A 25,770-nucleotide genomic window follows, 5' to 3' on the forward strand; every position below is an offset into this window, starting at 1 on the left:
TTTTAAGGATTATAGCAGATAAAGGTTTTAAAAATTTAAAAGAGTTAAGAGCTGAAATTTCAGCTCTTAAGTGGTTATTTTATAACAAGGCCTTGCATGATGCCACCGCGGTTTATCCACACTAGCGTCTTTTTGCCTTTTGCATTTTTAACTGTGCTTGCAAATGTTTGAAGATCTTTTATGCTCTCTTCGCCAACTTGAACGATCACATCGCCTCTTTCAAAGCCAAAGTCTTCAGCTTTTGAGCCAGATTTTACGTCAGTTACAAGCACGCCTTGAGTGTCTGGGCTGATCTTATACTTAAATCTTATCTCATCGCTTAGATTACTAACGCTAAGACCTTCGATGATGACGCTTTTTGTCGCATCTTTTGCGTTGTGATCCATATTTACAAGCTTGATTTTTGTATTCATCACCTTATTTGATCGCTCGTAAGTTATATCAACGCTGCTATTTGGAGTTAGTGAGCCGATGAAATTTTTAAGATCATTTGCGTTTTTGATAGCTTTGCCGTTTGCTGAAATAACCAAGTCGCCTCTTTTTAGCCCTGCTTCATCTGCTGGCATGCCCTGCTCTACGCCACTTATTAAAGCACCTTCTTTATTTGTATAAAGCTCTTTTTGCTCATCAGTTAAATTTGCAATCGTAACGCCGATAAAACCACGCTCGATCTTACCGTCAGTTATCAGCTTTTTAGCGATATCTTTTACCATATTTGATGGTATGGCAAAGCCAATGCCGTTGTTACCACCACTTCTTGAAAGTATGGCTGAGTTTATACCGACTAAATAGCCCCTGCTATCAACCAAAGCGCCACCTGAGTTGCCAGGGTTTATCGAAGCGTCTGTTTGGATGAAATTTTCATATTGATTAAGGCCGATGTTGTCTTTATTTAGCCCTGAGACGATACCTTGAGTGATGCTCTCGCCCACGCCAAATGGATTGCCTATGGCAAAGACGACATCCGTGTCAAGTAGCTTTGACGAGTCGGCAAATGTGATCGCATTTAACCCATTTGCCTCTATCTTTATGACGGCTAGATCAGTCTTTGGATCGCTGCCTATTAGTTTGGCTTTAAATTCTTTGCCGCCATTTGCCAATGTCACAACGATCTGGTCGCTATCTTCGATGACGTGGTTGTTTGTAACGATGTAGCCGTCATTTGAGATGATGACACCAGAGCCAAGAGAGGTTGTCTTTTCTTTCTCTTTTGGTTTTGCAAAGTTAAATCCAAAAAATTCATTCAAAAACGGATCATTAAACATCTGCTCGATACCCGCATTGCTTACTGTTTTTGTAGTCGAGATATTTACTACTGAAAGTTTTGCCTGAGCGATAGAGTCGTAGTATGAGAGCACGCTATTTTTATCGCTTAACGGCGAAACTCTAGTTACATCTTGGTTTGCTTCGTTAAATTTAATATCAGCTCCCATTAGCAAAGAAGCCGCTGCTAATGAAATTAGCATAAATTTTTTCATTTTTTTCCTTTAAATTGAAAATGTCTTGAAATTATAAATAGAGCTTAAAAATAAAATCTTAACGCTTTTTTCTCCTTTGTAAATAAAAATAAACTTGACTTGCATAGACTAAAGTTTTGTGATATAATCCGTGTCAAAAAACATAAGGAGAATATATGAGCGAAAGCTTATATGAAACTTTAGGAGTTTCAAAAGGCGCATCAAGCGACGAGATAAAAAAAGCTTATAGAAAACTTGCTAGAAAGTACCACCCAGACATCAACAAAGACCCTGGAGCAGAGGATAAATTTAAAGAGATAAACGCTGCTTATGAAATTTTAAGCGACGAGAAAAAACGTGCCCAGTATGATCAATATGGCGATAATATGTTTGGCGGTCAAAATTTCCACGACTTTGCCAGAGGCTCAGCCGATATGGGCGATCTAAACGATATCTTGAAAAATATCTTCTCAGGTGGATTTGGCGGAGGCGGCGCTAAATTTAGCGGTGGCTTTGGTGGCGGTTTTGAAGGATTTGAAGGCTTTGGCGGAGGCGGATTTGGCTTTGGAGGAGCTGATCTAGATGTAAATGCCAAAATTTCTATACCATTTGACGTGGCTGTAACTGGCGGCGAACACAAGATAAATTTTAATGGCGAAAGCATCAAGATAAAGATCCCAAGCGGCATAGAAGGCGGCGAAAAACTTCGCATAAAAGGCAAAGGCAAGAGTGCTGGCGGTCAAACTGGAGATCTTATACTTGCCATTAGCGTTGAGCCAAGCGACGAGTATGAAAGAGTCGGCGACGATCTTTATAAAGATGTAGAAATTCCACTAAAAACTATGCTCTTTGGCGGCAAGATAAATGTGCATACATATAAAAAAGATGTAACCATTAAAATCGCTGAGAACTCAAAAACAGGCACAAAGATCCGTTTAAAAGGATACGGCGTGCAAAACAGAAAGAGCGGAATTTATGGCGATCTTTACTTAAAGGCCAGGGTAAAACTTCCAAATATCAGTGAGCTTGACGAGGGCTTAGTAAAAGAGTTAAAAGAAAAATTACCGGAGTAAAAAATGCAAAATTATGAAGAACCACTTTTTTTAATAAGCGTTGTAGCAAAGGTTTTAAGCATACATCCACAAACTTTAAGACAATACGAAAGAGAGGGACTAGTTGAACCCTCAAGAACAGACGGCAAGATGAGACTCTACTCGCAAAAAGACGTCGATCGCGTCAAAACGATACTAAATTTGACCCGCGAACTTGGCGTAAATTTAGCAGGTGTTGATGTGATACTTCAGCTAAAAGAGAAAATTGACGATTTAGAATCAACTATTGATGATTTAAATAAAAAATTACACGAAGCTACCAGTCAAACTAGCACCAAAAGATCGCTTGTTAAGAGAAAAAATAGCTTTGATCTTGTCTTTTATGAGGGTAAAAAATAATATATGGAACAAATTTTAGAAGGCTTCTTGCTTGTCGCTGCGATCTCGGTTGCGTTAAATGTCATTTTTAAGAAATTTCAGATACCAACTATCATCGGCTACATCGTAACTGGCACGCTTATATCTGAGTTTTTCAACCTAAAAAGCAACGATGAAATTTCTCATATCGCGGAATTTGGTATCGCATTTTTGATGTTTACGATCGGACTTGAGTTTAGCTTTAAACACCTGATGAGCATGAAAAAAGAGGTCTTTCTAAATGGAGGTCTGCAAGTTTGCCTAAGCGGCTTTGTGATGGGCGTGATGCTCTACTACGCGCTTCATCTAAAGGACGAGACAGCACTTATCGCTGGTCTTGCCTTTGCTCTATCTTCAACTGCGATCGTGCTAAAAACGCTAAATGACAATGGCGATGTAAGTAAAATTTATGGTAGAAAGGCGCTTGGAATTTTACTATTTCAAGATATCGCCGTCATCCCTATTTTGCTTATGATAGATATGTTTAGCTCGCAAGATGCCTCGATAAATGAGCTTTTGTTAAAGACATTTACAAGTGCAGTTATCCTTATCGTTGTGCTATTTTTGCTCGGCAAATACGTCATCAACTGGATATTTTACAAAGTCGTTCAGACAAACTCTCAAGAGGTCTTTATAGCTACGATCCTCTTTTTAGTAGTTGGCGCCAGCACGCTAGCCCACTTCTTTGGCTTTTCATACTCTCTTGGTGCATTCTTAGCTGGTATGATGATGGCAGAGACGCAGTATAAGCACCAGATCGAGGTCGATCTCATACCTTTTAGAGATCTGCTTCTTGGACTATTTTTTATAACCGTTGGTATGCAGATAAATTTTGTAGTCGTGCTCTCAAATATCTGGCTAGTTCTAGGTCTAGTCTTTAGCATAATGGTCGTAAAAGCTATCGTCGTTTTTGCCGTTTTAAATATCTACTTAAAACGCAGGGTCGCTGCTAAAACCGCACTTAGCGTCTGCCAGATCGGCGAATTTGCACTGGCTGTATTTGGGCTGATGACTACTAGAAATCTTCTTGATGTCCAAACTGCGCAAATTTTCATCGCAGCCTCTGTTATATCGATGTTTGCAACACCTTTTATACTTAAAAAGCTTGACGTCTTAGCTGATCTTGTAGAGCGTGAGGTGATAGTCGAGTCAAACGAGACCTTAAAACCACAAAAACTAAAAAATCACATCGTAGTCTTTGGCTATGATAGGCTCGGTCAAGAGGTGGTTTTGAGACTAAAAGAGACAAAGCTTTTATACATCGTGCTTGATAACGACATCAGCCTAGTTGAGCTTGGCAGAAGCCGCGGGGAAAATGTATTTTTAGGAAACGTGCTTCAAAGCAACACTCTTGAAAATGCCTGCCTAAGCGACGCAGCGGCCGTTATCATAACATTTAGCAACGAGCAAAGAGTTGAGCTAATCGCTCAAAAGATAAAAGACTACGGAGCAAATATCCAGACCATCATCAAAGCAAATGGCGAGGGTAACAAAGATATTTTTGGCGAGCTAGGCGCAAATTTCCACCTAATAAGCGAAGAGCGCGTCATGGCAAAAACTCTTGTTCACGAAGCCCTTCAATACAAGATCGACCACGACATAAGAGCGTAGTAAATTTTACTTCTTAAAACACGCTTTTTTGTTAAGTTCGTTTAAATAAATTGATAAAACTATTAGCAATATTTTTGATTATATAAGAAACAATAAGAAGCTAAAAATTTGTCTGGTCAAAATATCAATGCTAGTCTTAATGAGAAAGAAGTAAAAATTAAAGAGCTATCAAAAGATAAAAAATAGAATTTATTACAAATTAAAATAAAAGCATATTAGCCAATAATATGCTTTTAAAATTAAATTTAAAGCCTAGTTTTTCTAGGCTTTACTCATTTCTTAAAGTTTGAAGGACATTTACCTCTGTGGCTTTTTTAGCTGGATAGTAAGACGAGATAGCCACGATAAACACAGCTCCAACTACGATAAGCACAAGATCGATGGTTGAGAGTTCAAGTGGTAGTTTGCTTGAGCCATAAACATCAGCTGGCAGGTCTATGATGTTGAAATTTCCAAGTAAAAATAGCCCCAAAAAGCCAAGCACTAAGCCAAATATAATGCCACCTCCACCTATTACTAGCCCTTGATAAAAAAAGCTTCTTTTTATCTCACTTTTACTAGCACCAAGCGCTAAAAGCAAGGCGATCTCTTGCCTGCGGTTCATCACGGTCATTAGTAGTGAGCTTATGATATTTAGCGACGCCACAAGGATAATTAACATCAAAACGATAAAAAGTGCTCTTTTTTCAAGTGCGAGTGCTGAGAAAAAGTTGCCATTTTGCTCCCACCAGCCAATAGCAACTGTGCCAGCTGGTAGGCCTTCGCGCACCCTTTTTATATCATCAAATGGCTTACTTGAAAAGATGTGAATTCCATCATAAACGCCTTTTGGGTAGTCTAAAATTTTCCTTAATGCATCAACTGAAGTATATGAAAACGCCTTGTCGTAGGCGATTAGCCCAGATGTAAATGAGCCGCCTATGTCAAAGCGCTTCATCTTTGGCGTTAGCGAAAAGCCAGCAGGATCAGCCTTTGTAAAGATAAGTGTTAGTTTTTCATCGTTTCTTAGCCTAAACTCACTCGTTATGCCACTTCCCACAAGTATCTCAAAGCCCTCTAGCTCTTTTTCCTTCAAAGCATCATTTACAACTGAATTTATCTGCTTTTCATCTTTAAAATTTACGCCATAAATTAGCCCACCTTCAAGCGCATTTGCCGAGCGGTAAATGACCTGCGTGCTGATATATGGACTAAATTTAAGGTCGCTAAATTTAGCCTTTAGCTCATCTACAAAGCCATCATCGATCGATCCTTTAAAAGCGCTTTGAACGGTTATAGGATAGTTCATCGTAAAAAGTTTGCGCTCAAATTCTTTATCAAATCCGTTCATGATCGCCATTGCAACTATTAAAACCATAAGTCCTATACTAACACCAAGAAAGGCGAGCAAGGCGCTTAGAGCGATAAATGGCTGAGTTTTATCAAATCTTAAATATTTAAAAAGTAGGTACTTTGGTAAGCTTGTCATCAAATAGCCTTTAAAAGATTAAGGCGCTTTGGCGCCTTAAAAGTAGAAATTTTAAGCAAATATGCCTTTTTTAGGGCCACTTTTGCCGTGGCAATCTTTATATTTTTTACCGCTTCCGCAAGGGCATGGAGCGTTTCTTGGTATCTTTTTTTCAGGCGTGAAATTTTCTTCTTCGCCTTGATTATTATAGCTTAGGGGCTCATTTTCAGCATTTTGGCTAGCTTCTAACATCATCCTGGCTTGCTCTTCTTGCTCCTCACGGCTCTTAAATCTAACGATTTGAAGCGTTTTAACGCTCTCAGTTTTTAGCCTGCCAACTAGCTCCATAAAGAGGTTGTAGCTCTCTTTTTTATACTCCACTAGCGGATCTTTTTGATTATACCCTCTTAGACCGATACCAGTTTTTAGGATATCCATCTGATAAAGATGCTCTCTCCACGCATTATCAAGCACTTGAAGGTATAAAATTTTCTCTATATCTTTTCTTTGCTCTTCATTTAGCACGCTCATTTTTTCGTTATATCTAACCTCTAAAATTTGCGCTATTTTTTCTACTAGTTCATTATACTCTAGCCCTTTTAGCTCGCTCTCGTCGATCTCTTCGCTGCAGTCCGCAAGGATGATAGAGCATAAATTTTTAATGTCATAATCATCTTTTAAGCCGCCATGGAAAATTTCAGCCGTATCAAGTAAATTTGTAGCGTATTCAACTCTATTTTGAGCTATTTTTTCACTCATATCGTAGTTTTTATCAAGTAGCTCGTCGCGGTATTTATAGATGGTCTTTCTTTGCTCATTTGCCACGTCGTCATACTCAAGCAAGTGTTTTCTAGCCTCAAAGTGCAAGCTCTCGACTTTCTTTTGAGCATTTTCAACAGCTCTTGTCACCATGCGGCTTTCGATGCTTTCGCCCTCGTCGATACCAAGCCTATCCATGATCGCTTTTATGCGGTCGCTACCAAAAATCCTTAAAAGATTGTCCTCTAAGCTTAGATAAAATCTACTCATACCAGGATCACCCTGACGTCCAGCACGGCCACGCAGCTGATTATCTATCCTTCTACTCTCGTGCCTTTCGGTGCCGATGATATATAAACCGCCAAGGTCTCTCACCTCGTCATTTATCCTGATATCAACACCACGTCCAGCCATGTTTGTAGCGATAGTCACAGCGCCTTTTACACCAGCTTGCGCGATGATCTCGGCCTCTTTTTCATGGTTTTTAGCATTTAGCACAGAGTGTGGGATGCCAGCTTTTTTAAGCATCTCATGAAGCACCTCACTACGCTCGATACTTGCAGTTCCTACAAGCACTGGCTGACCTTTCTCGTGAGCTTTTTTGACTTCATCGATAACTGCTTTAAATTTCTCGTTTTGAGTTTTATAGATAAGATCGTTTTGATCGATCCTCTTAACTGGCACGTTTGTTGGGATTGAGATAACTTCAAGATTATAAATTTGAGAAAACTCAGTAGCCTCTGTCTGAGCCGTGCCGGTCATACCTGCAAGCTTTTTATACATCCTAAAATAGTTTTGATATGTCGTATCGGCAAGAGTTTGGCTCTCTTCTTGAATTTTCACGCCCTCTTTTGCCTCAAGCGCTTGGTGAAGCCCCTCGCTAAATCGCCTGCCCTCGCTTAGACGTCCTGTAAATTCATCAACGATGACAACTTCGCCATCTTTTACGACGTAGTGCACGTCTTTTTCAAAGAGATTGTGCGCCTTTAGAGCTTGATCTAGGTGGTGGCTTAGCACGGCGTTTTCAAGGTTATATAAATTTTCAACTCCAAAGAGCTTTTCAGCCTTGCTTATGCCAGCCTCTGTGATCATTATCGTTCTATTTTTTTCATCTACTATAAAGTCCCCCGTTGGCTTTGAGCCTGGCACGTTTGGATCAGCTGGAGTGCCTCTAGTAAGCTGTTTTGCGACTTGATCAGCTCTTATGTAGCCATCAAGCGTGCGGTTTGTTGGACCAGAGATTATAAGTGGCGTTCTAGCCTCATCTATCAATATACTATCGACCTCATCTACGATAACGAAGTTATGGCCTCTTTGTACCTTTTGACCAGCTTCAAATTTCATATTGTCACGAAGGTAGTCAAAGCCAAATTCTGAGTTTGTGCCGTATGTTATGTCGGCGTTATATGCAGCTTGCCTTACTTCATCGTCGTATCCGCCACTTAGTATCACATCGACGCTTAAGCCTAAAAAGTTATAAAGCTCGCCCATTTGCGTCGCGTCACGCTTTGCAAGGTAGTCATTTACGGTAACTACATGCACGCCTTTGCCACTCATCGCGTTTAAGATAACTGGTAAAGTCGCCACCAATGTCTTACCCTCGCCTGTCTTCATCTCAGCGATCCTGCCCTCGTTTAGCACCATACCACCGATTAGCTGCACGTCAAAATGGCGCATCTTAAGCACCCTTTTGCTAGCCTCTCTAACTAATGCAAAGACATCATTTAAAATTTGATCTAAAGTGACTTTTTCTTCGACGACTTGGGCTTTAAGCTCGTTAAATTTGATCTTAAGCTCATCATCGCTCATCTTCTCATAAGTAGGTTCTAGCGCATTTATCTGCGCCACACGTTTTATATATTTTTTGACTTCTCTATCGTTTTTCGTGCCAAAAATCTTTCTAAATACCGATGAAATCATTACTTTACCTTCCTAAATTTTTAAACTTTGGATCTTAGCATAGTTTAACTATTTATTTAATTAAACTGGGCTAGAATACGCCAAAAAAGGATAAAAAATGAGAAAATTTTTGATAGCTTCTCTCGTTGCAGTTTGTTCATTTGGCGCTGGCTTAAATTTTAAAAGCCTGCAAAGTGACTTTACGCAAACTGTCTTTAGCGAGGGCAAAAGTGTAAATTATAAGGGTAGATTTTACGCTAAAAACGACAACACAGCACTTTGGATATATGAAAGTCCAACACCAAAGAGAATTTACTTTGACAAAGATAAAGTGGTCGTGATCGAAGATGAGCTTGAGCAAGCCATCATTTCAAGACTAGACGACACGCCAAATTTGACGCAGGTCTTAGCTCACGCAGAGCAAATTCAGCCGACACTTTATAAGGCGATATATGACGGAGTTGAGTATTTTATAACGATCAAAAACACGCTTCCAACGACGATTGACTATAAAGACAAGCTCTCAAATAAGATAAAAATCACTCTAAGCAACCCAGTAAAAGACGCACTCATCCCAAAAGAGACGCTAACTCCAGTCATCCCACAAGGTTACGACATCGTAAATCAATAAATTTGGCTAGCTTTTAGCCAAATTTACTCACTTCTCTCCAAAGTCTTTTCCAAATTCTTGCACATTATTTAGATCGATCGGCTTTTGCACCACATCATTTGGATCAGGTGCGACGATGATCTCGTTGCCTTTTTTCTTCTTTTCTGGCTTTGTCATCACATCTTCATTTACGCTTGGATCAGAGCATAAATTTTGGCTTTTTATAGCTTTTATGATCTCGCTTAGCTCTAAATTATTTATCACTTTGATATTTAAAATAAGCACGTCGTCGATGTCAAGCGAGTGTTTTTTGGCTGCATATTTCATAAAGAGCTCTTTAAATTTCTCTTTTCCCATTGAGGTTAGGATATCCTCCACGTAAAAGCTGCCAACAACGACGTTTAGCGCGTCAAGCACGTAGGCTTCGTTCTCCTCCACGTCACGTCCGACAACTTCAAGGTTCATGCTTATCTTTTTTGTTAAATTTTGTCCAGCTTTTGAGTAGATATCTGTTTGAAAATCACTCACTTTTAGCACATCTGCAAATGCAAAAACGCCAAAAACAAGGCTTAAAAGTAGCTTTTTCATAAACTCTCCTTAATATGCAAAAATACGTTTTCTTGGTAAAATTTCTTAACTTCGTCGTCAATTTTAACCACTTTTCTTAAATGCTGCCTAAAATCACTTTTCTTATCATAAAAAAGTTTTAAATTTTTAGGATTTACCGCGCGAGAAAGTGCGACGTAGAGCTGTCCTTTGGCAAAGATGTGGTTGATGTTGCAAATGAGTGAGTTTATACTCATGCCTTGAGACTTGTGGATAGTTAGCGCATAGGCTAGCTTAAATGGAAACTGATAAAGCGAGGCTTGCACGTTCTCTTCGATCTCGTCTTCGTTTAAATTTAGCGCGCAAAAGTTGTATGCGCACTTTTCTATCTCACATATCTCGCCGCTATCTTTTTGTACGATCACACTTGAGATCACGCCTTTTTCTTTTAAAATTTGCATGATCTTGCCCTGCTCGCCGTTGTAGTATTCGCCCCATTTATTTGAAGTAAAGATGATCTTAGCCCCTATCTTCATCTCCAAATTTCGCAAGATATTTAGCGTGTTTGCCCACTTTTCAAACTCTTTTTTATCTAAATTTTCATCCATAACAAGCACGTCCGAGTTTGAAATTTCAAGAGGCGCATTAAGCGCAAGAAGCCTTTTTTGATTTAGCATCTCAGCCTCTGCGTTTCTACCAAAAAGCACGCTTGTCTCGCTATCTGGCTCTATAGCATCCACTCGCAGACCCTCTATATAAGCCATCATCTCATCATCTAGCTCACCAACTCTAAGACGAGAGAGAATTTCATAAAATTTAAGATCATTTGTGCGTTTTGAGACGAGCAGCTCGACATTTGTAAATTTCATATCCTCCCACGCATTGGAGTTAAAGGCGTATAAAAAGTTAAAAAGTTTGCTCTCATTTTGCTCTTTTTGCACGGGCGGAAGCTGATAAAAGTCGCCCACTATAAGCACCCTGCCCTTAAATTTAGAGGTAAGCAAGCGGTATCTTATCATCTCCATTACATTTGAGCTCACCATCGAAATTTCGTCTATTACAAGCAGATCGCAGGCATCTAGCATATTTCGTAGCTTGCTTAGCTTATCTTTTTGGCGGTAGTCAAGCCGTCTTAGCTCCTCGTAGTCCTTGCAGTAGCCAAATTTAAAAAAGCTATGCAAGCTCACGCCCCCAAGGCTAACAGCGCTTATGCCAGTTGAGCCAAGGATGACGACGTTTTTGAAATTTTCTTTGTAGTGTCTGATGATGGAGGCGGTTAGATAGCTCTTGCCAACACCGCCGCCGCCTGTTAAAAAGACGTTTGAGCGAGATAGAATTTCTAAAATTTGATCTTTCATCTACTCAAACATCTCTGGGCGATACTCAAAATGCATCGTATCAAAGTGCTTCCAGCGTCCGCCCCAGACAAATTTATGCTTCTCAAAAACTCGCACGATCTTTTCAGGGATCAAGTTTTCATAGCCCTTGCTCCACTGCCAGTAGTGGCTCTTTTTTACATTTATATCGATCGCGATGCCGTAGCTGTGCGCGCTTAGGCGGTTTGTGCCAGCGATGATGCGCCACTTAAATGTCCCGCCTGGATCTTTTAGGTACTCAAGTAAATTTGGATCGCTCTTTACCATCTCGTTTAGCTCGTTGCTCACATCTTGCAAGGCGGCTGCAGCGCCATTTTTAGAGTTAAATTTTAAAGGCAAATTTAAAAAATCCTTTAGCCAGATGACATCTACTAAATTTGCCTTTACCGCGCTCTCGCTTGAGCCATAAATTTTGCCTAAAAGCTCGTAGTTTCTGCATCTACCAGCATCACTTAGCGCGGTACTTAGTGGCGAAAACGCAGCGTAATCAAGTGCGTTCATATCTTCGATATCAGCCCCGGTGCTGCACTCTTCATCTTTTTGTTTAAAATCATCATAGACTAGGCTCGTGCCATCACTAAATTTAACCAAATTTTCTTCGATCTTTACGTCATAAGCTCTTTGCAAAGCTGAGATCTTTCTAGCCTTATCTAGCATCCCTTGCTCAGGCCTCATTACATTTATAGAATCAACCTTAGAAATTAGCAAATTTGCACTTTGTATGTCGCTTCTATTTTGTCCGATATTTAGCGTAGTTATGGCAGTCGCTCCAATTAGCGCGCGGCCGTTGTTTGCAGTCTTTAGCCCCCAAGCATCATGCACCACGTAGATATCATCGCCCTTATATCCAGCATAGAGCATGATGTGACCTGGCAGATGCACGAGCGTGAGATATGGCACGCCCTTTTCTTTTATCTCTTTGCTCTTTGCAGCGTTACTAAGACCTTTTAGATTGATCTTCTCTCCCATATTTGCCTGCGCCCTTGAGTTCCTAGGTAACCACACGCCAAAGCTTGCTAGCAAGTCTTTTGTAAAGAGCGAGCAGTCTCTTAGCTTATCCACCCCACCCCAGCCATAAGGCTGAGTAAGAAGCGAGCTAAGAATTGTTTTTAAATTTGAGTCGTTAAATTTAAGTGGAAAAAGGGCGCTAAAAGACTTTGAGAGGACAAACTCCCTAAGCATATTTCTTACATAAATTTTGCCGTAGTAGTTTTTGTCATCTTGCGCCAAAACTGGCAGTATCGCGCCGACACGTGAGTAAAACAAAAAGTTTCCACCCTTGTCATAAACTGGCATCTTGTCGGTTTTTATCGTGACAAAGCTTGATTTTTGATAGGCAAGCGCCTCTTCATCGCTTATAAATTTGATATCTTCAACTTTCACCCAGCCCCAAACCGCATCATCACTCACAAACGCCCACGCCCTATCTTTTGAGAGGTGCGAGACAAAAAGCGGATGAGCGATGCTTAGGGTGGATTCTTGCAAATAATCAAACGGATAGCCCTCGCCCGGAGTTTGCGGGTTTAAAAATATCGGCTCGTCGGTTGGGAAATTTCTTACAGCTGTGTTTGCTGAAGTTAGAGCGTAAGCTGAAATTTGCAAAAAGCCAGCGAAATTTGCATTGTCCTTTTGCGCGTCAAACCAGCTTTGAGGTATCTGCCTAAAATTTGAGCCAAAATACTTTCTTTTTTCGCTTGGTTTATATACATTAAACGCCCAAAAAGCGTCATTTGGGTTAAATTTCACGCCTCTTAGAGTAAAAACTTTAAATCTTCTTTTTAAAATTTCATCTTGAGCAAAACTTGCGCTTTGCATATTTTGAGGTAGCGACGAGGCGTCTTGTTTTACTTCAAATTCAAGCAAGCTGATGCGCTCATTTGGCTTATAAACATTTTCGTCTGGCAGGGCATTTTGCTGCTTGTTTGGCTCTGGTTTTGTTGTCTGCGAACAACCCAAAAACAAAGCAACACTAAGTGCTAAAAATATACCTTTTTTCAAATTTCTTCCTTATCCTTAAATATAGCTTCTACGATCAAAACAAAGATATAAAACATCTTTTCATCGTTATTTTTGCAAATTTGCTTCATCGTCTCGTTTTGATCCCTGACCTTTATATCGTTTGATCTTAAAATTTCTGCAACGTCTGAGCCAAATTTATTTGAAATTTCCCCAACTTTGACATCATTTAGCGCGTTTAAAAACCTTGTAGTGTTGCAGTCCATCTGCACTGGCTTGTGCTTTAAGATATTTTTAAACTCAAGGCTTAGCTTTTTTAGCTTTTTCTTCTTGACGTAGCTGTGAATGATAGTTAAAACAACTAAGCTAAAGCCAAAGAAAATGTGCAAATTTAGCGAATTTTCGCTCATCTCTCCCTTTAAAAAGAGCACGCCGCTTACAAAAAGTCCAGCCACGCAGACAAAAAGTAGCAGCAAGATGATGTATTTAAAGACGACCTCGAGCCAGACGTTATCTTTTAGCTTCTCAAACATCAAGCCGCCCTATCTCATCTTCTCTAAAAACTAAAATTTCATTCTCTTTTAGCAGTTTTGCTGCTACGCCGTCACCTAAAATGAGCCTTTTAGTGAAGCTTCCATCATAAATTTGTCCACTCCCACAGCTTGGGCTTCTAGCTTTTAAAATAGCCTTTTTACAGCCATTTAGCTTAGCTATCTTTAGGCAAATTTTAGCTCCATTGATGAAATTTTCGCTCACGTCTTTGGCGGTTTTTGTGACAACAAGCCTATTTTTCATCTCGGCTGGCTCTCTTGGCGTACTAAGTCCGCCAAAAACCTCTGGGCAGACAAAAAGCAGATGATATCTCTTTGAAATTTCATCTAAAATTTCCCTATCCAAAAGGTTGTTTTCACCATTAAATTTGCAGTTTATACCAGCAAGACAAGCGCTTATTAAGACCTTTTCTCTCAAAGTCCAGCTTCTTTTAAAAGCTCACTAGCATAAATTTCACGAAGTTTGCTTGAGATTTCGCCCACTTTTGCGCCGTTTATCGCCTTGCCGTCAGCATAGATGACTGGCAAAAGGATGAGCGTAGCAGCCGAGATAAAGACTTCATCAGCGCTATAAACCTCGTCCATGCTAAATTTACGCTCCTCTATCTTTAGGCCGATATCTTTAGCGATCCTTAAAAGCCTCATACGGCGTATCCCTGGTAAAATTTCATTTGAAAGTGGCTTGGTTATGAGAGTTTTATCCTTGATGATAAAAGCGCTCGAGCTACAGCCCTCTGTGACAAAGCCGTTTTCGACCATAAAGCCCTCGTCTGCGCCCTTTTTGTGAGCCTCATTTTTAGCGTAGCACTGAGCTAGAAGCGAGATCGACTTTATGTCGCGCCTTTTCCACCTTATGTCCTCGACGCTTACCACTTTTATTCCAGTTTTTGCGGCTGGGTTGTTTAAAATTTCACTCTCATAGCAAAAGATAAAGACGCTTGGGGTTAAATTTTCCATAAAATAGAAATTTCTAAATGCCACGCCTCTTGTTACTTGCATGTAAATTCCGCCCTCTTTTAAGGCGTTTTTGGCGATCATCTCATTTAAGATCGCTTCAAATTTATCTTTTTCGTAAGGCAGGCTTATATCTATCTCATTTAAACTTCTCTCAAATCTCGCCCAAAAACGCTCTTTATCAACCATTTTTGAGTTTATCACAGGCACCACTTCATAAATTCCATCGCCAAATATAAATCCCCTATCAAATGCACTAACTTTTGCCTCATCTTTTGGCACAAACTCGCCATTTACAAAGACCGTTTCTAAAGCTTTATCTGCCATTTTTAGCTCCTTAAATTTTGTGCAAATTGTATCTAATTTTGTTTGAATTTATAGATTTTTAGATACAATGAGCTGAAATTTTTAAGGTAAAAAGTCTATAAAAAATGAAAGAAAATTTAAGAAACACTATCATTAAAAACGTTTTTTTCGTATCAAAACAGCCAGTTTTATTTAGAGATTTACTTGAAGCAAATGCCCTTTTTAACGAAGGTATGCTAGTTGATGGAGCAAAGCTAAATTTTAGATTTAACCACGTGAAGCTCTACCAAATTTACGCACTCATATGTTTTGTTGTCTTATTTCCGCTTCTCATCATCACGCACCATTTTTTAGCAAATACTGACGCTCACATCTCAATAATTGCAACCACGATCGTCACTTCAGCTGTTTTTATCGGCTTTGACATGTTTAAGGTTTGGGCAAGAAGAGAGATAAGTTTGGAGCTTATAAAAAAGGCTTGGAGCGTGCATTTTCCATATTTTGGATATGAAAAGTATTCAAGCAAAGTTGAAGAAATTTACAACACCGCTCTTAAAAATGACGTTTCAAAAAAAGATTTAGAACAATATATATATGAAAAGCTAATTTCTCAAAAAGAGAGCGCTGAGTAAATTTCATTTTGCCCTAAAGCAACTCGTAAAATTAGCTTTTTAGCGTTTTCGTCTTTGCAAAGCAGTTTCGTTTCTATCTCGCTTATGAAATAATATGGAAGCTTCCTCATCTTTTTATCTAGCATCAAAAACCTATCTGAGATGATTTTTACATCATTTTGCAAGGCGTTTTTCTCTTTTAGCTCGTCTAAATTCAGATAATTTCTAAGCTTAATCAGATCGCTATTTATATCATCAAGCTTGCTAGCTATAAATTTTGCATTTTTTATATTATCATCGTCTAAATTTTTACTAACTTTTATAGCGTAGTTTAGCTCATTTAGCGAGCCTAAAATCTCTTTTTCATCCGTGCTAAAAGCATCTTTGTTTGACTCATTTAGAGAAATTTGCACTAAATTTCTAAAACCTATCAAGACATCACTTAAGCTATCTTTTACCTTAGTATAGTCATTTTTCCTAGTTAGCAAATATGCGGCAAAAACTATCACAAAGCCAGCCGCCACGTCGAGCAATCTATCGACCATAAGGGCTAAAAAGTCTCTTTTTATAAGCGAAAAAATGGATGTAAATTCAAACATAAAAGCCGTTGCAAAGACGATTTGTTTATAGGCTTTAAGGTAATAAACCAAAAACATACCGATAAAGACAACCACGTAAAATGCGTATGATTCACCCATAAATTTCACAAAAGCAAGCGCGATAAAAAAGCCGATAACTCCGCCAAGAAGGCTATCTCTGCCTGCATTTTTTAAAGCATCTTCGTCGCTTTTGTTTAGACTCATCACTGCTATGGCGATCCAAATTCCATGATTTATATGAAAAGCTTGTGCTATAAAAATGGCTAGCGACATACAAATGGCAAGCCTTAAAGACTCTTTTAATACTTCATTTTTTAAATTTATCTTTTTAAACGCCTCTTTTAGCGTGATCTTTTTTGTGTTGTTAAATGAGAGCTTATCCTCGCCGCCCTCTTTTATAAGCAAAAATTTATCATAAAGCACGCCAAGCGAGCTTGCAAAAATTTTAAAATTTGAGTTTTTAGCTAAATTTAGCGCATCAAATTTTAGCTTTGGAGTTTGATTTTTGAAAATTTTTTTAAGCTCAAAAAGGTTGTAAGCGATCTCATTTTTTACCTCGATTAAAAGCGCTTTGTCCTCGATCCTTTCAAACGAAGCGCCCAATGTTCGAAGCAAAAGAGCGATCTCTTCAACTTTATAAAAATAAAATAGTGCTTTGGCTTGATTTCTAACTAGCTTAACATCTTTTATCTTTAGGCTTTTGTTTGCGAAAATTTCTTTTGATTTATCAATCGAGCTCATCAAATCTGCAATACTTGCGTAAAAATGGCTCGTGCCAAGCGCCTTGCTCGATAAGATGGCGTTATCTAGTAAAAAGCTGATACTCTTTTTAGTAAATTTGCCGTATTTGCCAAAGTTTTCAAATTTTATGATGATGCTTAGCACGCCAGCAAGCACCAGACCGCCAATGCTATCAATCACATTTAGCCCAACTGCGGCCTTTGTCACAAAAGCAACTAGCCCTGTTGCATTTACAGCAAGTAAAATTTTGTTTAAATTTGAGCTATAAATTTGGCTAATGCCTACCACAAATATCCAGACAAATACAATAAGCGAGAGCCAAACGCCAAGGCTAATAAATGGATCAACAAAGGGCATAAAAGCGCAAGAAAGCGCGATGTAAAGTAGCAAAAATGCAAATTTACTCCTATCTTTGCACTCAAGCTCGCCAAGAAAGAAGATACCCATCGTGATATTTACAGCCATGATAGCGCCACTTAGATGAAAGAAGTAAAAGCACAAAAAGCAGTTAAAAGCGATGGTTGTGGCAGCTTTTAGCGAGTAGATGAGCTGGAAATTTGCAGGGTCGTAGTAGCGGATAAAGCTTTTAAATTTCTTAATTATTTCCATTGACGCTCTTGCATATTGTTTAAAATTTGATTTTTATAACGCAAATTTTCAAGCTTTATGCTAAGAGCTCTGTTTTCTTCAAGGAGCATATCTCGTTTGCCGCTGATGTCGGCGATATCTCTACTTATATAATAAATTTGATTTGCTATGTAAATTTTTGGCAAAAATAGAGCCAGCGCTATAAAAACCGCCAGATAGACCATCACTAGCGTCTTAAAGCTTAAATTTACCTCACGTTTTTGCTCCTCGTCGTGAAGTGTTAGCAGCTCTTCTTTTTCTTGCATCTTTATCCTTTTATCTTAAAAACACGCAGTTTTGCGCTCTTGCTTCGTGAGTTTTGCGCTAGCTCACTTTGGCTTGCTGTTAGTGGTTTTTTAGTTAAAATTTCACCCAGTTCGTGGTTGTTTCCGCACTCACATCGGTAGATGCCAGGCGGGCAGATACAGCTGTTTGCCCACTTTTTGAAGCGCTCTTTTACGATCCTATCTTCAAGCGAGTGAAATGTTATGATCGCCACCAAGCAATCTTTAAAACCGCCCTTTTCTATACTATCAAGCAAATTTATTAGCTCATCTAGCTCGCCATTTACCTCTATCCTGATCGCCTGAAAAGCAAGGATCGCAGGGCTAACACCGCGCCCTTTTATCTGAGCTGTGCCTATTATGTTTGCAAGCTCTTTTGCGCTTGTTATCTTGCCTAAATTTCTAGCATTTATTATCTTATTTGCGATCCCAGAGGCATTTTTTAGCTCGCCGTAATCCCTAAAAATCCTAGCTAACTCATCAAACGAGTAGCCATTTACCACGTCATAGGCGCTAAATCCTCGCTCTTTATCCATGCGCATATCAAGCACACTTGAGCCGATGCTAAAACCCCTATCATCTTTATCTATCTGCAGCGAACTAACGCCGATGTCAGCCAAAATTCCTCTAACGTTTGAAATTTCATCGCTGCTAAGTTTGCCAATAAGCTCAGAGAAATTGCTCTTATAAATTTTCACTCTATTGCCAAATAGCTCAAGTTTTTTGAGCGAGAAATTTATAGCTTCGATGTCTTTATCGCAAGCGATCAAATTTAAATTTTCATTTTGAGACAAAATGGCACTAGAGTGTCCAGCATATCCAAGCGTGCAATCTATAAAATTTCCACGCAGATCTTTAAAAAAAGATAAAACTTCGTCAAGTAAAACGCTAATATGCGGACTTTGCAACACTGCCTCTTTAATGAAATTAGTGTGAAAATTTATCGAAATTTTACTTAAAAAGCTATCATTACATAAAATTTTACACAAATTTTAAGATAGCTTAAATATAATCACCCAAACGTAGGAGAAAAAATGGACTTAATGCACTCAACAAATGAGATAAAAAAGATATCTCTTTCGATGTTTAGAAAGAATTTTTTTGGTGTTTTTCATGGTTCTATCTCTGCAAGAGTAGAAAAAAATCAATTTATCATCAACAAGCAAAATGCCATTTTTGATGACTTGCAAGATAGCGATCTAACGCTTCTTTCATCAAAAAAAGACTACCGCTGGAATGATGCGAGTTTGGATGCTGATATACACTTAAATATCTACAAAAACATAAATGAAGCAAAATTTGTCTGCTACGCCATGCCTCCATATGCGACAGCTTATGCAATGAAACATGAAAAAATAGCGCCAAAAGACTATTTTGGGTGCATGAGATTTAATGAAATTTTAGTCTATGATCCAAAGCAGTTTGACGACTGGTATGAGCGTGCTGAGACAGAAATTTATAGAGCTATGATAGAGAAAAATACTAACATCGTCGTGATCAAAGGATACGGCGTTTACGCGTATAGCAGGAGTCCTCAGCTACTTGCAAAAGATATAGCTTTGTTAGAAAATAGCTGCAAACTGCTTCATTTTACTGGTGGTTACAGCGATTTTAGCATTTAAATTTTTGCTAACAAAGATAAAAAATGTTAGTAAAAATTTAGCAAGAAACGTTTTTATAAAGCCCCATTTTAAGCTTATTTAAGCCAAATTTCTATAAAATATCGCACAAGCTTTGTTAGTATTTTAAAGGAAGAACTTAATGTTATCTTGGATGCAAAAACATAAAAAATACCTTGTCGTGACAATTTGGGTAAGCACGATAGCTTTTGTCGGTGCTGGTTTTGTCGGCTGGGGCGCATACGATCTAAACAGCAACAGAGCTACTTCAGTAGCCAAAGTAGGACATAGAAATATAAGCGTTCAAGAGTTGCAACAAAAATATGATAGGTTATATCAGTACTACAACAATGTATTTGAAGGTAAATTAACTCAAGAGAAAGCTGAAGAGTTAGGTTTAGAAAATGCTGCACTTCAAGCTGCTATTCAAGAAAATTTATTACTAAATTTTGCAGACGACATCGGTCTAAGCGTTAATAAAGACGATGTTTTAAAATATATAATCGTCGATCCAACATTTCAAAAAGACGGCGTTTTTGACAAAAATTTATACTACGATGTGCTAAGAAGAGCTAGGATAAACCCAACTGATTTTGAAGACAATCTAAAACTAACCATCTTACTAGATAAACTTAGAACTATTTTAAATTTACCTGCAAGTAAAGAAGATATCGCCATGATGGAAGCTAGCTTTTTCATGCAAGATAAATTAGCCGTACAAGTAGTAAATGCTGATCAAAACGAGATCAAGGTAGATGAGAAAGAGCTAAAAGATCTTTGGGAGATAAATAAAAATAACTATATGACAAAGACACTTTATGGTATAGATACATACTTTGTCGAATCAGAAAAAAGCGACGCAAATGAAAGCGTTTTAAAATCTTACTATAACGAAAACCAAGATAAATATAAGGGCTTGGATGACAAGATAAAACCTTTTAGCGAGGTAAAAGCTGAGGTTAATAAAGACTACAACATAGAGCAAAGCAAAACTAACGCTTTAGAAAAGTATGTCGCTGTTAAAAAAGCTGAGCTTGCAACTAATGGTTTTGTAAGCGTAAATGAGGACAACGCTACTTTTTCACTTGATGAGATAAAGGGCGCAAAAGTTGGCGAAGTGATAAAACCATTTATCTACAAAGATGGCTATTTAATAGCTAGAGTAAAAAGTATAACTCCTCCACAACCTATGAGCTTTGAACAAGCAAGAGCTAATGTGCTTGAAATTTATAAAAGCAAAAAAGAAAAAGAAATTTTAACAGCAAAAGCAAAAGAGACTCTACAAAACTTTAAAGGCACAGATGTTGGCTTTGTTAGCAGAGAGGTAAATGGCTCTATTGCGGGCTTAAATGAGAGCGATACAAGAGCTTTTGTATCTCAACTTTTTGATACTAACAACACAAAAGGTTATGTTATATTAGATGACAAAGCCGTAGTGTACGATATTTTGGAACAAAGATTGCTTACTAACAATATAAATAACAACTATAAGCAAATAACACAACAAAATGTTGCAATGCTTAAAAACAATGAGTTGATAAAAGATTTAACAAACAAACTTCTAAAATATTATGAAGTTAAAGAATATGTCAAAAGGTAAAAATTTTGAGTACTAGAATTTTAGGCATAGATGTCGGATCATTTCAAATTTGTGCTGTTATAGCAGAACAAAATGATGATGGCATAAAAATAATAGGAATAGGCACAGAAAAAGCACAAGGTATAAAAAAGGGTGCTATAAACAACATTGAACTAGCTGCAAAGTCTATAAAAAATGCACTCATAGAAGCACAAAAAGTTGCAGGCACACACTATGAAAGAGTAGTGGTTTCGATATCCGGAAAATATACTAAAAGCGTAAATAGCAGTGGCGTAGTAAATATACCAAATCATGAAATAGGCATAAAAGAGATAGAGCGTGCTATGCAGATGGCAGATCACAATGCCGAGACTTCACCAGAATATGAAAAACTTCACGTCTTACCTTACAACTTTAAAGTAGATGGACAAGAATTTATAGAAGATCCTATTGGTATGAATGGCACTAGACTTGAAGTGCAAACACATATCATAAGCATTCAAAAATCACAACTTAGCAACCTAAGAAAAGCTATAAATTTAGCAGGAGTACAGGTTGATAATGTAGTTCTTTCTGGTTATGCTTCAGCCATAGCAACACTAACAAAAGACGAAAAAGAACTTGGTGTTGCGCTTATAGATATGGGCGGCGAGACATGTAATATGGTAGTGCATGCTGGAAATTCACTAAGATACAACTCATATCTACATGTTGGCTCGGCAAATATAACTATAGATCTTTCAATGGCGCTTCATACTCCTTTACCAAAAGCTGAAGAGATAAAACTAGAATATGGCAAGCTAGTAAATAAATCAGTAGATCTTATCGAGCTTCCAAGACTTGGCGATGAGCAAAAAACTCACGAAGTTTCACTTGATGTTATATCAAATGTCATCTCAGCTAGAGCAGAAGAGACTGTGATGGTGCTTGCAAATATGCTTGAAGATAGTGGATACAAAGATCTTGTTGGTGCTGGCATAGTACTAACTGGCGGCATGACAAAACTTGATGGGCTAAAAGACTTAGCTTCTGCGATATTTGACAACATGCCAGTTAGGATCGCTAGACCAAAAGAGATGGATGGTTTATATGAAATTTTAAGAGATCCAGCAAATTCTTGTGCCATAGGACTTTGTATGTATGGAGCTGGAGAATTTACGCCTTATGAGATAGACTCAGAAAAAAAGATGAGATATAAAGGTGAATTAAGATCAAAGCCAAAAACAAATTTCAACATTTTTGAAGAAGAGAAAAAAGAGAAATTTGAAGTAAAAAAACAAGAAAAAGATGATTTTGAAGAAGGCATTGAACTTGTAAATATGGATATAAATTTAGAGCAAACAAACAACAAAAATGAGCTTGCAAATATTGCTGATATAAGTAAGCAAGAAAAAAAACCAAGTGCTTTAAAGAAATTTTGGCACAGCATGACACAACTATTTTGAGGAGAATTTTTACAATGAGCAACAGTTTCACAATCGAAGAGAACAAAAGCCTATATAGCGCAAAGATAAAGGTAGTAGGCGTAGGTGGTGGCGGTGGTAATATGATAAACCACATCATCAGAGAGAATCCAAATTTAGACATCGATCTAATGATAGCAAACACAGATGCTAAGGCACTTGACAATTCTCCTGCACACACAAAGATACAGCTTGGTGAAAAAAAGACAAAAGGTCTTGGCGCTGGTATGAGACCAGAGATTGGCAAAGAAGCTGCACAAGAGAGCTACGAAGAGATAAAAAGCGCTCTTGAAACTTCTGATGTTGTGTTTATCGCTTCAGGTCTTGGCGGTGGTACAGGTACAGGTGCTGCTCCAGTTGTTGCGCAAGCTGCAAAAGAGATAGGTGCGCTAACAGTTGCAGTTGTTACTATGCCTTTTTCATTTGAGGGTAAAAAGCGCAGTAAGCTAGCAGATATAGGTTTAAGCGAACTTAGAAAAGAGAGCGACTCTATCGTTATCATACCAAACGACAGACTTTTAACTTTGATAGATAAAAAATCAGGCATCAAAGAGAGCTTTAAAATGGTTGATGAAGTGCTTGCAAGAGCAGTAAATGGTATGTGCTCTATCGTGCTTGACTCTGGTGTCAGCGATATAAACCTTGACTTTGCTGACGTAAAAACAGTTATGAGCCACAGAGGTCATGCTTTGATGGGCGTTGGCGAGGCTTATGGCGAGGGTGCAGCTCAAGAAGCCATCAAAAATGCTATCCAATCACCACTACTGGACAACATGAACATAAACGGAGCGCTCGGTGTTTTAGTTCATTTCAAAATGCATCCAAACTGCTCACTTGATGACCTTCATAGCGCTATGTCAATGATCGAAGAGGCATCTGATGATGATGCTGATGTGATCTTTGGTACAACAACTGATGAAAACATAGAAGACAATAAAGTCGAAGTTACTATCATCGCAACTGGATTTAAAGGTACTGAAAAAGAAAGCGAAGAAAAAAAAATAACCCAAGAGCCTGAAAACGATCTTCTAAATAAAAATATCGTTTTAAAAAGAAGAGTAAGTGGTGGATATAATAGCGACGAGTATATCTCGCAGCTAGATATCCCATCATATCTTCGCCACCAAATGGACTAAGTCCTAACTAAAAATTCTCCTGTTAAATTGCAAGTTTATCTTGCAATTTAACTTTTAATATATTCAAAATTTTAACCATAATCTAGCAAACACTTAAACTTGCATTATATTTTTTAGCTTTTACTTGCATAAATTTATTTGTAAATTTATTAAAGAGCTTAAGCATCACCAAAAAAATTTAACTACGCTTTTATGATATTTTTGAAATTTAAAGTAGAAGTTCAAGAAGAAAAGCTAGGAATTTGCTGACTAAGCTAAATTTCTAGCCAATAAATTTTAATTCACTCCAAGTTGTGCTTTTACAAAATCGCTTGCCATTTGGATATTCCACTCAGGCTCCCAAACTAGGTCGATCTCGCACTCTTTTACGCCTTCCACTCCAAGCGTAGCCGTCTGCACCCACTCAAGTATCATCTCATGAAGCGGACAAGACTTGGTTGAAAGCGTCATCGTCACCTTTGCTTTACCGTTCTCATCGCAGCTCGCATCATATATGAGCCCAAGCGAAACGATGTCAAAGCCAACCTCAGGATCGACGATATTTGACAGAGCATCATAAATTTTTTCTTTCATTTTTTATCCTTTAAAACCAGTAAATTTAAAAACATTTATCATATTTATAGCAAGCAAAATGATGCTTAAAGCCATAAAGATCATGCTTGCATAGACTAAATTTCTCATCGCAAAGCTAACTGCCAAAGGATAGCACACAAGCGAAATGGCATTAAAAGCTATGGCAAAATAAGCCGCTTTTTTTAATATCATCGCATCAAGCAGCGGCACTTTTGCCTTGCCAACAAATGGCGCCACATAGTGATACCAGATGAGAAATGGCGCGATCTTATAAAGATGAGCCACGATAAAGGCAAACAAAAAGCCATATATCATAAAAAATGCAGCCAAATTTAGCTTTTCAAAAACCATAAATGTAGCAGCGCAAAGCAAGGCAAGCAGCGAAAGAGCGATATTTACATTCCAGTAGTCATACGCCTTTCTCACGCGCTTTTTTAAGATATAAAACGCCTGAGCTATAAAAAGCAAAACCGCCACAGCCACTGCAAAAATGGCTAAATTTTCATCGATTGCCAGCAAAACTCCAGCCAAAATATAAGAAGCAAGTGAAGCCTTGCTAAGCGTAAATTTAAGATCGTGAGCCAGCGCAAACATCGGTAAAAGCACGCTTGCGGCCCCAAGTATCACGAAAAATACAAAGCCCAGCACAAAATATACGTGAAATTTTAACGTCATCATAAAATCAAGCATAAGCGTGCCGCCAAGTATCATCACTAAGCAAAATCCAAGCGTTATGCCAACTAGCAAAAATATCGCCGAGGCAAAGAGTGCAAAGGCAGCAAAGCTTCTTTTTTGATTATTTAAAAAGCTTAGTGCATAAGTCGAGCCAAAAAAAACAAGTGCGCCAAAAAGAAAAACTCCGCCAACTTGCAAAATTTGACCCTCGCCAAATATCATCGCATAGCTCATGGCAAGCAGTGAAAAGCAAAAAATGGCTAAATTTAAAATAGCCCCTTTGACCGTAAAAAATGGCTTTTCTAAGATGACCGAGGTTAGCTGACAGAGCGCTCCGATGATGATGCTCATCACAAAGCCCACGAAAAATATATGCAAAAAGCCAGCCGTATTTAGCGAGCTAATCGCCTCAAAATCAGCGTAAAAAAAGGCCCGGACGCTAAGCGCTAAGAAAAAAATCCCAGCGATAAAGTAGCCGCCGACTAGCTTAAATGGCGGCGCATAGGTGTTTAAAAGCATTTTAGTGGCAAAGGCTGGTGTCTATGTTTTCTATGCTCTCACCCTCTTTTAGGCTAAAAGTCATCTTCACAGCCCCACCCTCAAGGTCCTCGCGCTCCACATCAAAGCTCTTTTCTATCTTTGGGATGAGCCCAGCTGGAAATTTGTGATTTACCATCACGATCTTTGTATCTTTATCAGCAAATTTTATCGCCAAAAGCGCGTTCATCATAGGCTCAGGTGGCACGCAAGGACGTGAGTCAAAGCCCACAAATTTTGCTCCATTTTCACTAAATTTATAAAACGGCACCGTCGCACCCTCTACGTTAAATTGCTCTGCATTTTTGAAAAATTCACTCATTTTTTCTCCTTTTGATTTTGGAGAATTATACTCTGATTAAACTTTTCAAACCATTGATTTGCT

The 25,770-nt window shown here is 38.4% G+C and carries 23 protein-coding genes and 2 pseudogenes; 9 read left to right on the plus strand and 16 right to left on the minus strand.

The genetic code is table 11. The features are described from left to right. Positions 1–74: 74 nt before the first annotated feature. The gene (locus tag CVT08_RS05835) at positions 75–1,478 is read right to left on the minus strand and encodes a Do family serine endopeptidase (RefSeq protein WP_107856098.1); all 1,404 of its coding nucleotides are present in this window, start codon (positions 1,476–1,478) and stop codon (positions 75–77) included. 155 nt (positions 1,479–1,633) lie between these two features. On the opposite strand from CVT08_RS05835, the gene CVT08_RS05840 reads away from it, so the two are divergent. From CVT08_RS05840 to CVT08_RS05850, 3 genes are read left to right on the plus strand one after another with little or no spacing between them, the layout of a single operon-like run. Beyond that, complete coding sequence (locus CVT08_RS05840; protein ID WP_009293707.1) at positions 1,634–2,530, plus strand: DnaJ family protein; 897 nt, start codon at positions 1,634–1,636, stop codon at positions 2,528–2,530. Between the two features lie 3 nt (positions 2,531–2,533). Then, positions 2,534–2,908, plus strand: coding sequence for a heat shock protein transcriptional repressor HspR (locus tag CVT08_RS05845; protein ID WP_107856099.1), 375 nt, complete (start codon positions 2,534–2,536; stop codon positions 2,906–2,908). 3 nt (positions 2,909–2,911) lie between these two features. Beyond that, on the plus strand, positions 2,912–4,537 hold the full coding sequence (locus CVT08_RS05850) for a cation:proton antiporter (RefSeq protein WP_107856100.1): 1,626 nt from the start codon (positions 2,912–2,914) through the stop codon (positions 4,535–4,537). 268 nt (positions 4,538–4,805) lie between these two features. Here the strand turns inward: CVT08_RS05850 and CVT08_RS05855 are convergent, their stop codons facing one another. From CVT08_RS05855 to secA, 3 genes and pseudogenes are all read right to left on the minus strand, one after another. After that, positions 4,806–6,005, minus strand: a complete 1,200-nt coding sequence (locus CVT08_RS05855; protein ID WP_107856101.1) for an ABC transporter permease — start codon at positions 6,003–6,005, stop codon at positions 4,806–4,808. Positions 6,006–6,056: 51 nt separating this feature from the next. Beyond that, positions 6,057–6,158: pseudogene (locus CVT08_RS10440) on the minus strand (SEC-C metal-binding domain-containing protein); the annotation flags it as partial. 108 nt (positions 6,159–6,266) lie between these two features. Then, a pseudogene (gene secA, locus CVT08_RS05860) lies at positions 6,267–8,663 on the minus strand (preprotein translocase subunit SecA); the annotation flags it as partial. Between the two features lie 97 nt (positions 8,664–8,760). On the opposite strand from secA, the gene lolA reads away from it, so the two are divergent. After that, positions 8,761–9,273, plus strand: coding sequence for a LolA-like outer membrane lipoprotein chaperone (gene lolA, locus CVT08_RS05865; RefSeq protein ID WP_087578679.1), 513 nt, complete (start codon positions 8,761–8,763; stop codon positions 9,271–9,273). Between the two features lie 27 nt (positions 9,274–9,300). Here the strand turns inward: lolA and CVT08_RS05870 are convergent, their stop codons facing one another. The 6 genes from CVT08_RS05870 to CVT08_RS05895 are packed head-to-tail and all read right to left on the minus strand — an operon-like array spanning position 9,301 to position 14,962. Continuing rightward, entirely contained in the window at positions 9,301–9,840 is a 540-nt protein-coding gene (locus tag CVT08_RS05870) for a hypothetical protein (protein ID WP_021089839.1), read from the minus strand. Then, on the minus strand, positions 9,837–11,156 hold the full coding sequence (locus tag CVT08_RS05875; RefSeq protein WP_103599297.1) for an ATP-dependent DNA helicase: 1,320 nt from the start codon (positions 11,154–11,156) through the stop codon (positions 9,837–9,839). The genes CVT08_RS05870 and CVT08_RS05875 overlap by 4 nt, the downstream gene beginning before the upstream one ends. Beyond that, entirely contained in the window at positions 11,157–13,172 is a 2,016-nt protein-coding gene (locus CVT08_RS05880; RefSeq protein WP_107856103.1) for an SH3 domain-containing protein, read from the minus strand. Next, positions 13,169–13,663 (minus strand): chemotaxis protein, encoded by a 495-nt coding sequence (locus CVT08_RS05885; protein WP_107856104.1) that lies wholly within the window; start codon positions 13,661–13,663, stop codon positions 13,169–13,171. Before CVT08_RS05885 ends, CVT08_RS05880 begins: the two co-directional genes overlap by 4 nt. Next, the gene (locus CVT08_RS05890; RefSeq protein ID WP_107856105.1) at positions 13,656–14,099 is read right to left on the minus strand and encodes a DUF523 domain-containing protein; all 444 of its coding nucleotides are present in this window, start codon (positions 14,097–14,099) and stop codon (positions 13,656–13,658) included. Before CVT08_RS05890 ends, CVT08_RS05885 begins: the two co-directional genes overlap by 8 nt. Continuing rightward, complete coding sequence (locus CVT08_RS05895) at positions 14,096–14,962, minus strand: D-amino acid aminotransferase (protein ID WP_107856106.1); 867 nt, start codon at positions 14,960–14,962, stop codon at positions 14,096–14,098. Before CVT08_RS05895 ends, CVT08_RS05890 begins: the two co-directional genes overlap by 4 nt. Before the next feature lie 104 nt (positions 14,963–15,066). Here CVT08_RS05895 and CVT08_RS05900 point away from each other — a divergent pair, with 104 nt between their 5' ends. After that, on the plus strand, positions 15,067–15,573 hold the full coding sequence (locus CVT08_RS05900) for a hypothetical protein (protein ID WP_103559074.1): 507 nt from the start codon (positions 15,067–15,069) through the stop codon (positions 15,571–15,573). On the opposite strand, the gene CVT08_RS05905 is transcribed toward CVT08_RS05900, so the two are convergent. From CVT08_RS05905 to rsmH, 3 genes are read right to left on the minus strand one after another with little or no spacing between them, the layout of a single operon-like run. After that, the gene (locus CVT08_RS05905; RefSeq protein WP_107856107.1) at positions 15,552–17,501 is read right to left on the minus strand and encodes an FUSC family protein; all 1,950 of its coding nucleotides are present in this window, start codon (positions 17,499–17,501) and stop codon (positions 15,552–15,554) included. The genes CVT08_RS05900 and CVT08_RS05905 overlap by 22 nt on opposite strands. Next, complete coding sequence (locus CVT08_RS05910) at positions 17,492–17,785, minus strand: hypothetical protein (RefSeq protein WP_002940285.1); 294 nt, start codon at positions 17,783–17,785, stop codon at positions 17,492–17,494. The genes CVT08_RS05905 and CVT08_RS05910 overlap by 10 nt, the downstream gene beginning before the upstream one ends. A gap of 2 nt (positions 17,786–17,787) precedes the next feature. Beyond that, positions 17,788–18,711, minus strand: coding sequence for a 16S rRNA (cytosine(1402)-N(4))-methyltransferase RsmH (gene rsmH, locus CVT08_RS05915; RefSeq protein WP_107856108.1), 924 nt, complete (start codon positions 18,709–18,711; stop codon positions 17,788–17,790). A 126-nt stretch (positions 18,712–18,837) separates the two neighbouring features. Between rsmH and CVT08_RS05920 the strand changes: the two genes are divergently transcribed. The 4 genes from CVT08_RS05920 (at position 18,838) to ftsZ (ending at position 23,600) form a co-directional block, all read left to right on the plus strand. Beyond that, positions 18,838–19,425 (plus strand): class II aldolase and adducin N-terminal domain-containing protein, encoded by a 588-nt coding sequence (locus tag CVT08_RS05920; RefSeq protein ID WP_107856109.1) that lies wholly within the window; start codon positions 18,838–18,840, stop codon positions 19,423–19,425. A gap of 139 nt (positions 19,426–19,564) precedes the next feature. After that, complete coding sequence (locus CVT08_RS05925) at positions 19,565–21,022, plus strand: peptidylprolyl isomerase (RefSeq protein ID WP_107856110.1); 1,458 nt, start codon at positions 19,565–19,567, stop codon at positions 21,020–21,022. A gap of 5 nt (positions 21,023–21,027) precedes the next feature. After that, on the plus strand, positions 21,028–22,446 hold the full coding sequence (gene ftsA, locus CVT08_RS05930; protein ID WP_103644993.1) for a cell division protein FtsA: 1,419 nt from the start codon (positions 21,028–21,030) through the stop codon (positions 22,444–22,446). Positions 22,447–22,460: 14 nt separating this feature from the next. Next, positions 22,461–23,600 (plus strand): cell division protein FtsZ, encoded by a 1,140-nt coding sequence (gene ftsZ, locus CVT08_RS05935; protein ID WP_107714648.1) that lies wholly within the window; start codon positions 22,461–22,463, stop codon positions 23,598–23,600. Between the two features lie 276 nt (positions 23,601–23,876). Here ftsZ and CVT08_RS05940 read toward each other — a convergent pair whose 3' ends face one another. Genes CVT08_RS05940 through CVT08_RS05950 form a run of 3 tightly spaced genes read right to left on the minus strand, consistent with a single transcriptional unit; the run spans position 23,877 to position 25,707 of the window. Further along, on the minus strand, positions 23,877–24,173 hold the full coding sequence (locus tag CVT08_RS05940; RefSeq protein WP_107856111.1) for a metal-sulfur cluster assembly factor: 297 nt from the start codon (positions 24,171–24,173) through the stop codon (positions 23,877–23,879). 3 nt (positions 24,174–24,176) lie between these two features. Continuing rightward, entirely contained in the window at positions 24,177–25,367 is a 1,191-nt protein-coding gene (locus CVT08_RS05945; protein WP_107856112.1) for a peptidase M50, read from the minus strand. Between the two features lies 1 nt (position 25,368). Further along, a complete protein-coding gene (locus CVT08_RS05950; protein ID WP_107856113.1) occupies positions 25,369–25,707 on the minus strand; it encodes a hypothetical protein in 339 nt (112 codons plus the stop codon). Positions 25,708–25,770 lie beyond the last annotated feature (63 nt).

The organism is Campylobacter concisus (assembly GCF_003048835.2).
GTDB lineage: Bacteria > Campylobacterota > Campylobacteria > Campylobacterales > Campylobacteraceae > Campylobacter_A > Campylobacter_A concisus_D.

What these genes read in the sequence shown, in the direction of transcription:
- lolA (WP_087578679.1), top strand. Translation starts at nt 8,761, where the DNA reads ATGAGAAAATTTTTGATAGCTTCTCTCGTTGCAGTTTGTTCATTTGGC.
- CVT08_RS05840 (WP_009293707.1), top strand. Translation starts at nt 1,634, where the DNA reads ATGAGCGAAAGCTTATATGAAACTTTAGGAGTTTCAAAAGGCGCATCA.
- CVT08_RS05895 (WP_107856106.1), bottom strand. Translation starts at nt 14,962, where the DNA reads ATGGCAGATAAAGCTTTAGAAACGGTCTTTGTAAATGGCGAGTTTGTG.
- CVT08_RS05900 (WP_103559074.1), top strand. Translation starts at nt 15,067, where the DNA reads ATGAAAGAAAATTTAAGAAACACTATCATTAAAAACGTTTTTTTCGTA.
- CVT08_RS05875 (WP_103599297.1), bottom strand. Translation starts at nt 11,156, where the DNA reads ATGAAAGATCAAATTTTAGAAATTCTATCTCGCTCAAACGTCTTTTTA.
- CVT08_RS05945 (WP_107856112.1), bottom strand. Translation starts at nt 25,367, where the DNA reads ATGCTTTTAAACACCTATGCGCCGCCATTTAAGCTAGTCGGCGGCTAC.
- CVT08_RS05940 (WP_107856111.1), bottom strand. Translation starts at nt 24,173, where the DNA reads ATGAAAGAAAAAATTTATGATGCTCTGTCAAATATCGTCGATCCTGAG.
- CVT08_RS05855 (WP_107856101.1), bottom strand. Translation starts at nt 6,005, where the DNA reads ATGACAAGCTTACCAAAGTACCTACTTTTTAAATATTTAAGATTTGAT.
- CVT08_RS05910 (WP_002940285.1), bottom strand. Translation starts at nt 17,785, where the DNA reads ATGCAAGAAAAAGAAGAGCTGCTAACACTTCACGACGAGGAGCAAAAA.
- CVT08_RS05925 (WP_107856110.1), top strand. Translation starts at nt 19,565, where the DNA reads ATGTTATCTTGGATGCAAAAACATAAAAAATACCTTGTCGTGACAATT.
- CVT08_RS05920 (WP_107856109.1), top strand. Translation starts at nt 18,838, where the DNA reads ATGGACTTAATGCACTCAACAAATGAGATAAAAAAGATATCTCTTTCG.
- CVT08_RS05950 (WP_107856113.1), bottom strand. Translation starts at nt 25,707, where the DNA reads ATGAGTGAATTTTTCAAAAATGCAGAGCAATTTAACGTAGAGGGTGCG.
- ftsZ (WP_107714648.1), top strand. Translation starts at nt 22,461, where the DNA reads ATGAGCAACAGTTTCACAATCGAAGAGAACAAAAGCCTATATAGCGCA.
- CVT08_RS05850 (WP_107856100.1), top strand. Translation starts at nt 2,912, where the DNA reads ATGGAACAAATTTTAGAAGGCTTCTTGCTTGTCGCTGCGATCTCGGTT.
- CVT08_RS05905 (WP_107856107.1), bottom strand. Translation starts at nt 17,501, where the DNA reads ATGGAAATAATTAAGAAATTTAAAAGCTTTATCCGCTACTACGACCCT.
- CVT08_RS05845 (WP_107856099.1), top strand. Translation starts at nt 2,534, where the DNA reads ATGCAAAATTATGAAGAACCACTTTTTTTAATAAGCGTTGTAGCAAAG.
- CVT08_RS05885 (WP_107856104.1), bottom strand. Translation starts at nt 13,663, where the DNA reads ATGTTTGAGAAGCTAAAAGATAACGTCTGGCTCGAGGTCGTCTTTAAA.
- CVT08_RS05870 (WP_021089839.1), bottom strand. Translation starts at nt 9,840, where the DNA reads ATGAAAAAGCTACTTTTAAGCCTTGTTTTTGGCGTTTTTGCATTTGCA.
- CVT08_RS05835 (WP_107856098.1), bottom strand. Translation starts at nt 1,478, where the DNA reads ATGAAAAAATTTATGCTAATTTCATTAGCAGCGGCTTCTTTGCTAATG.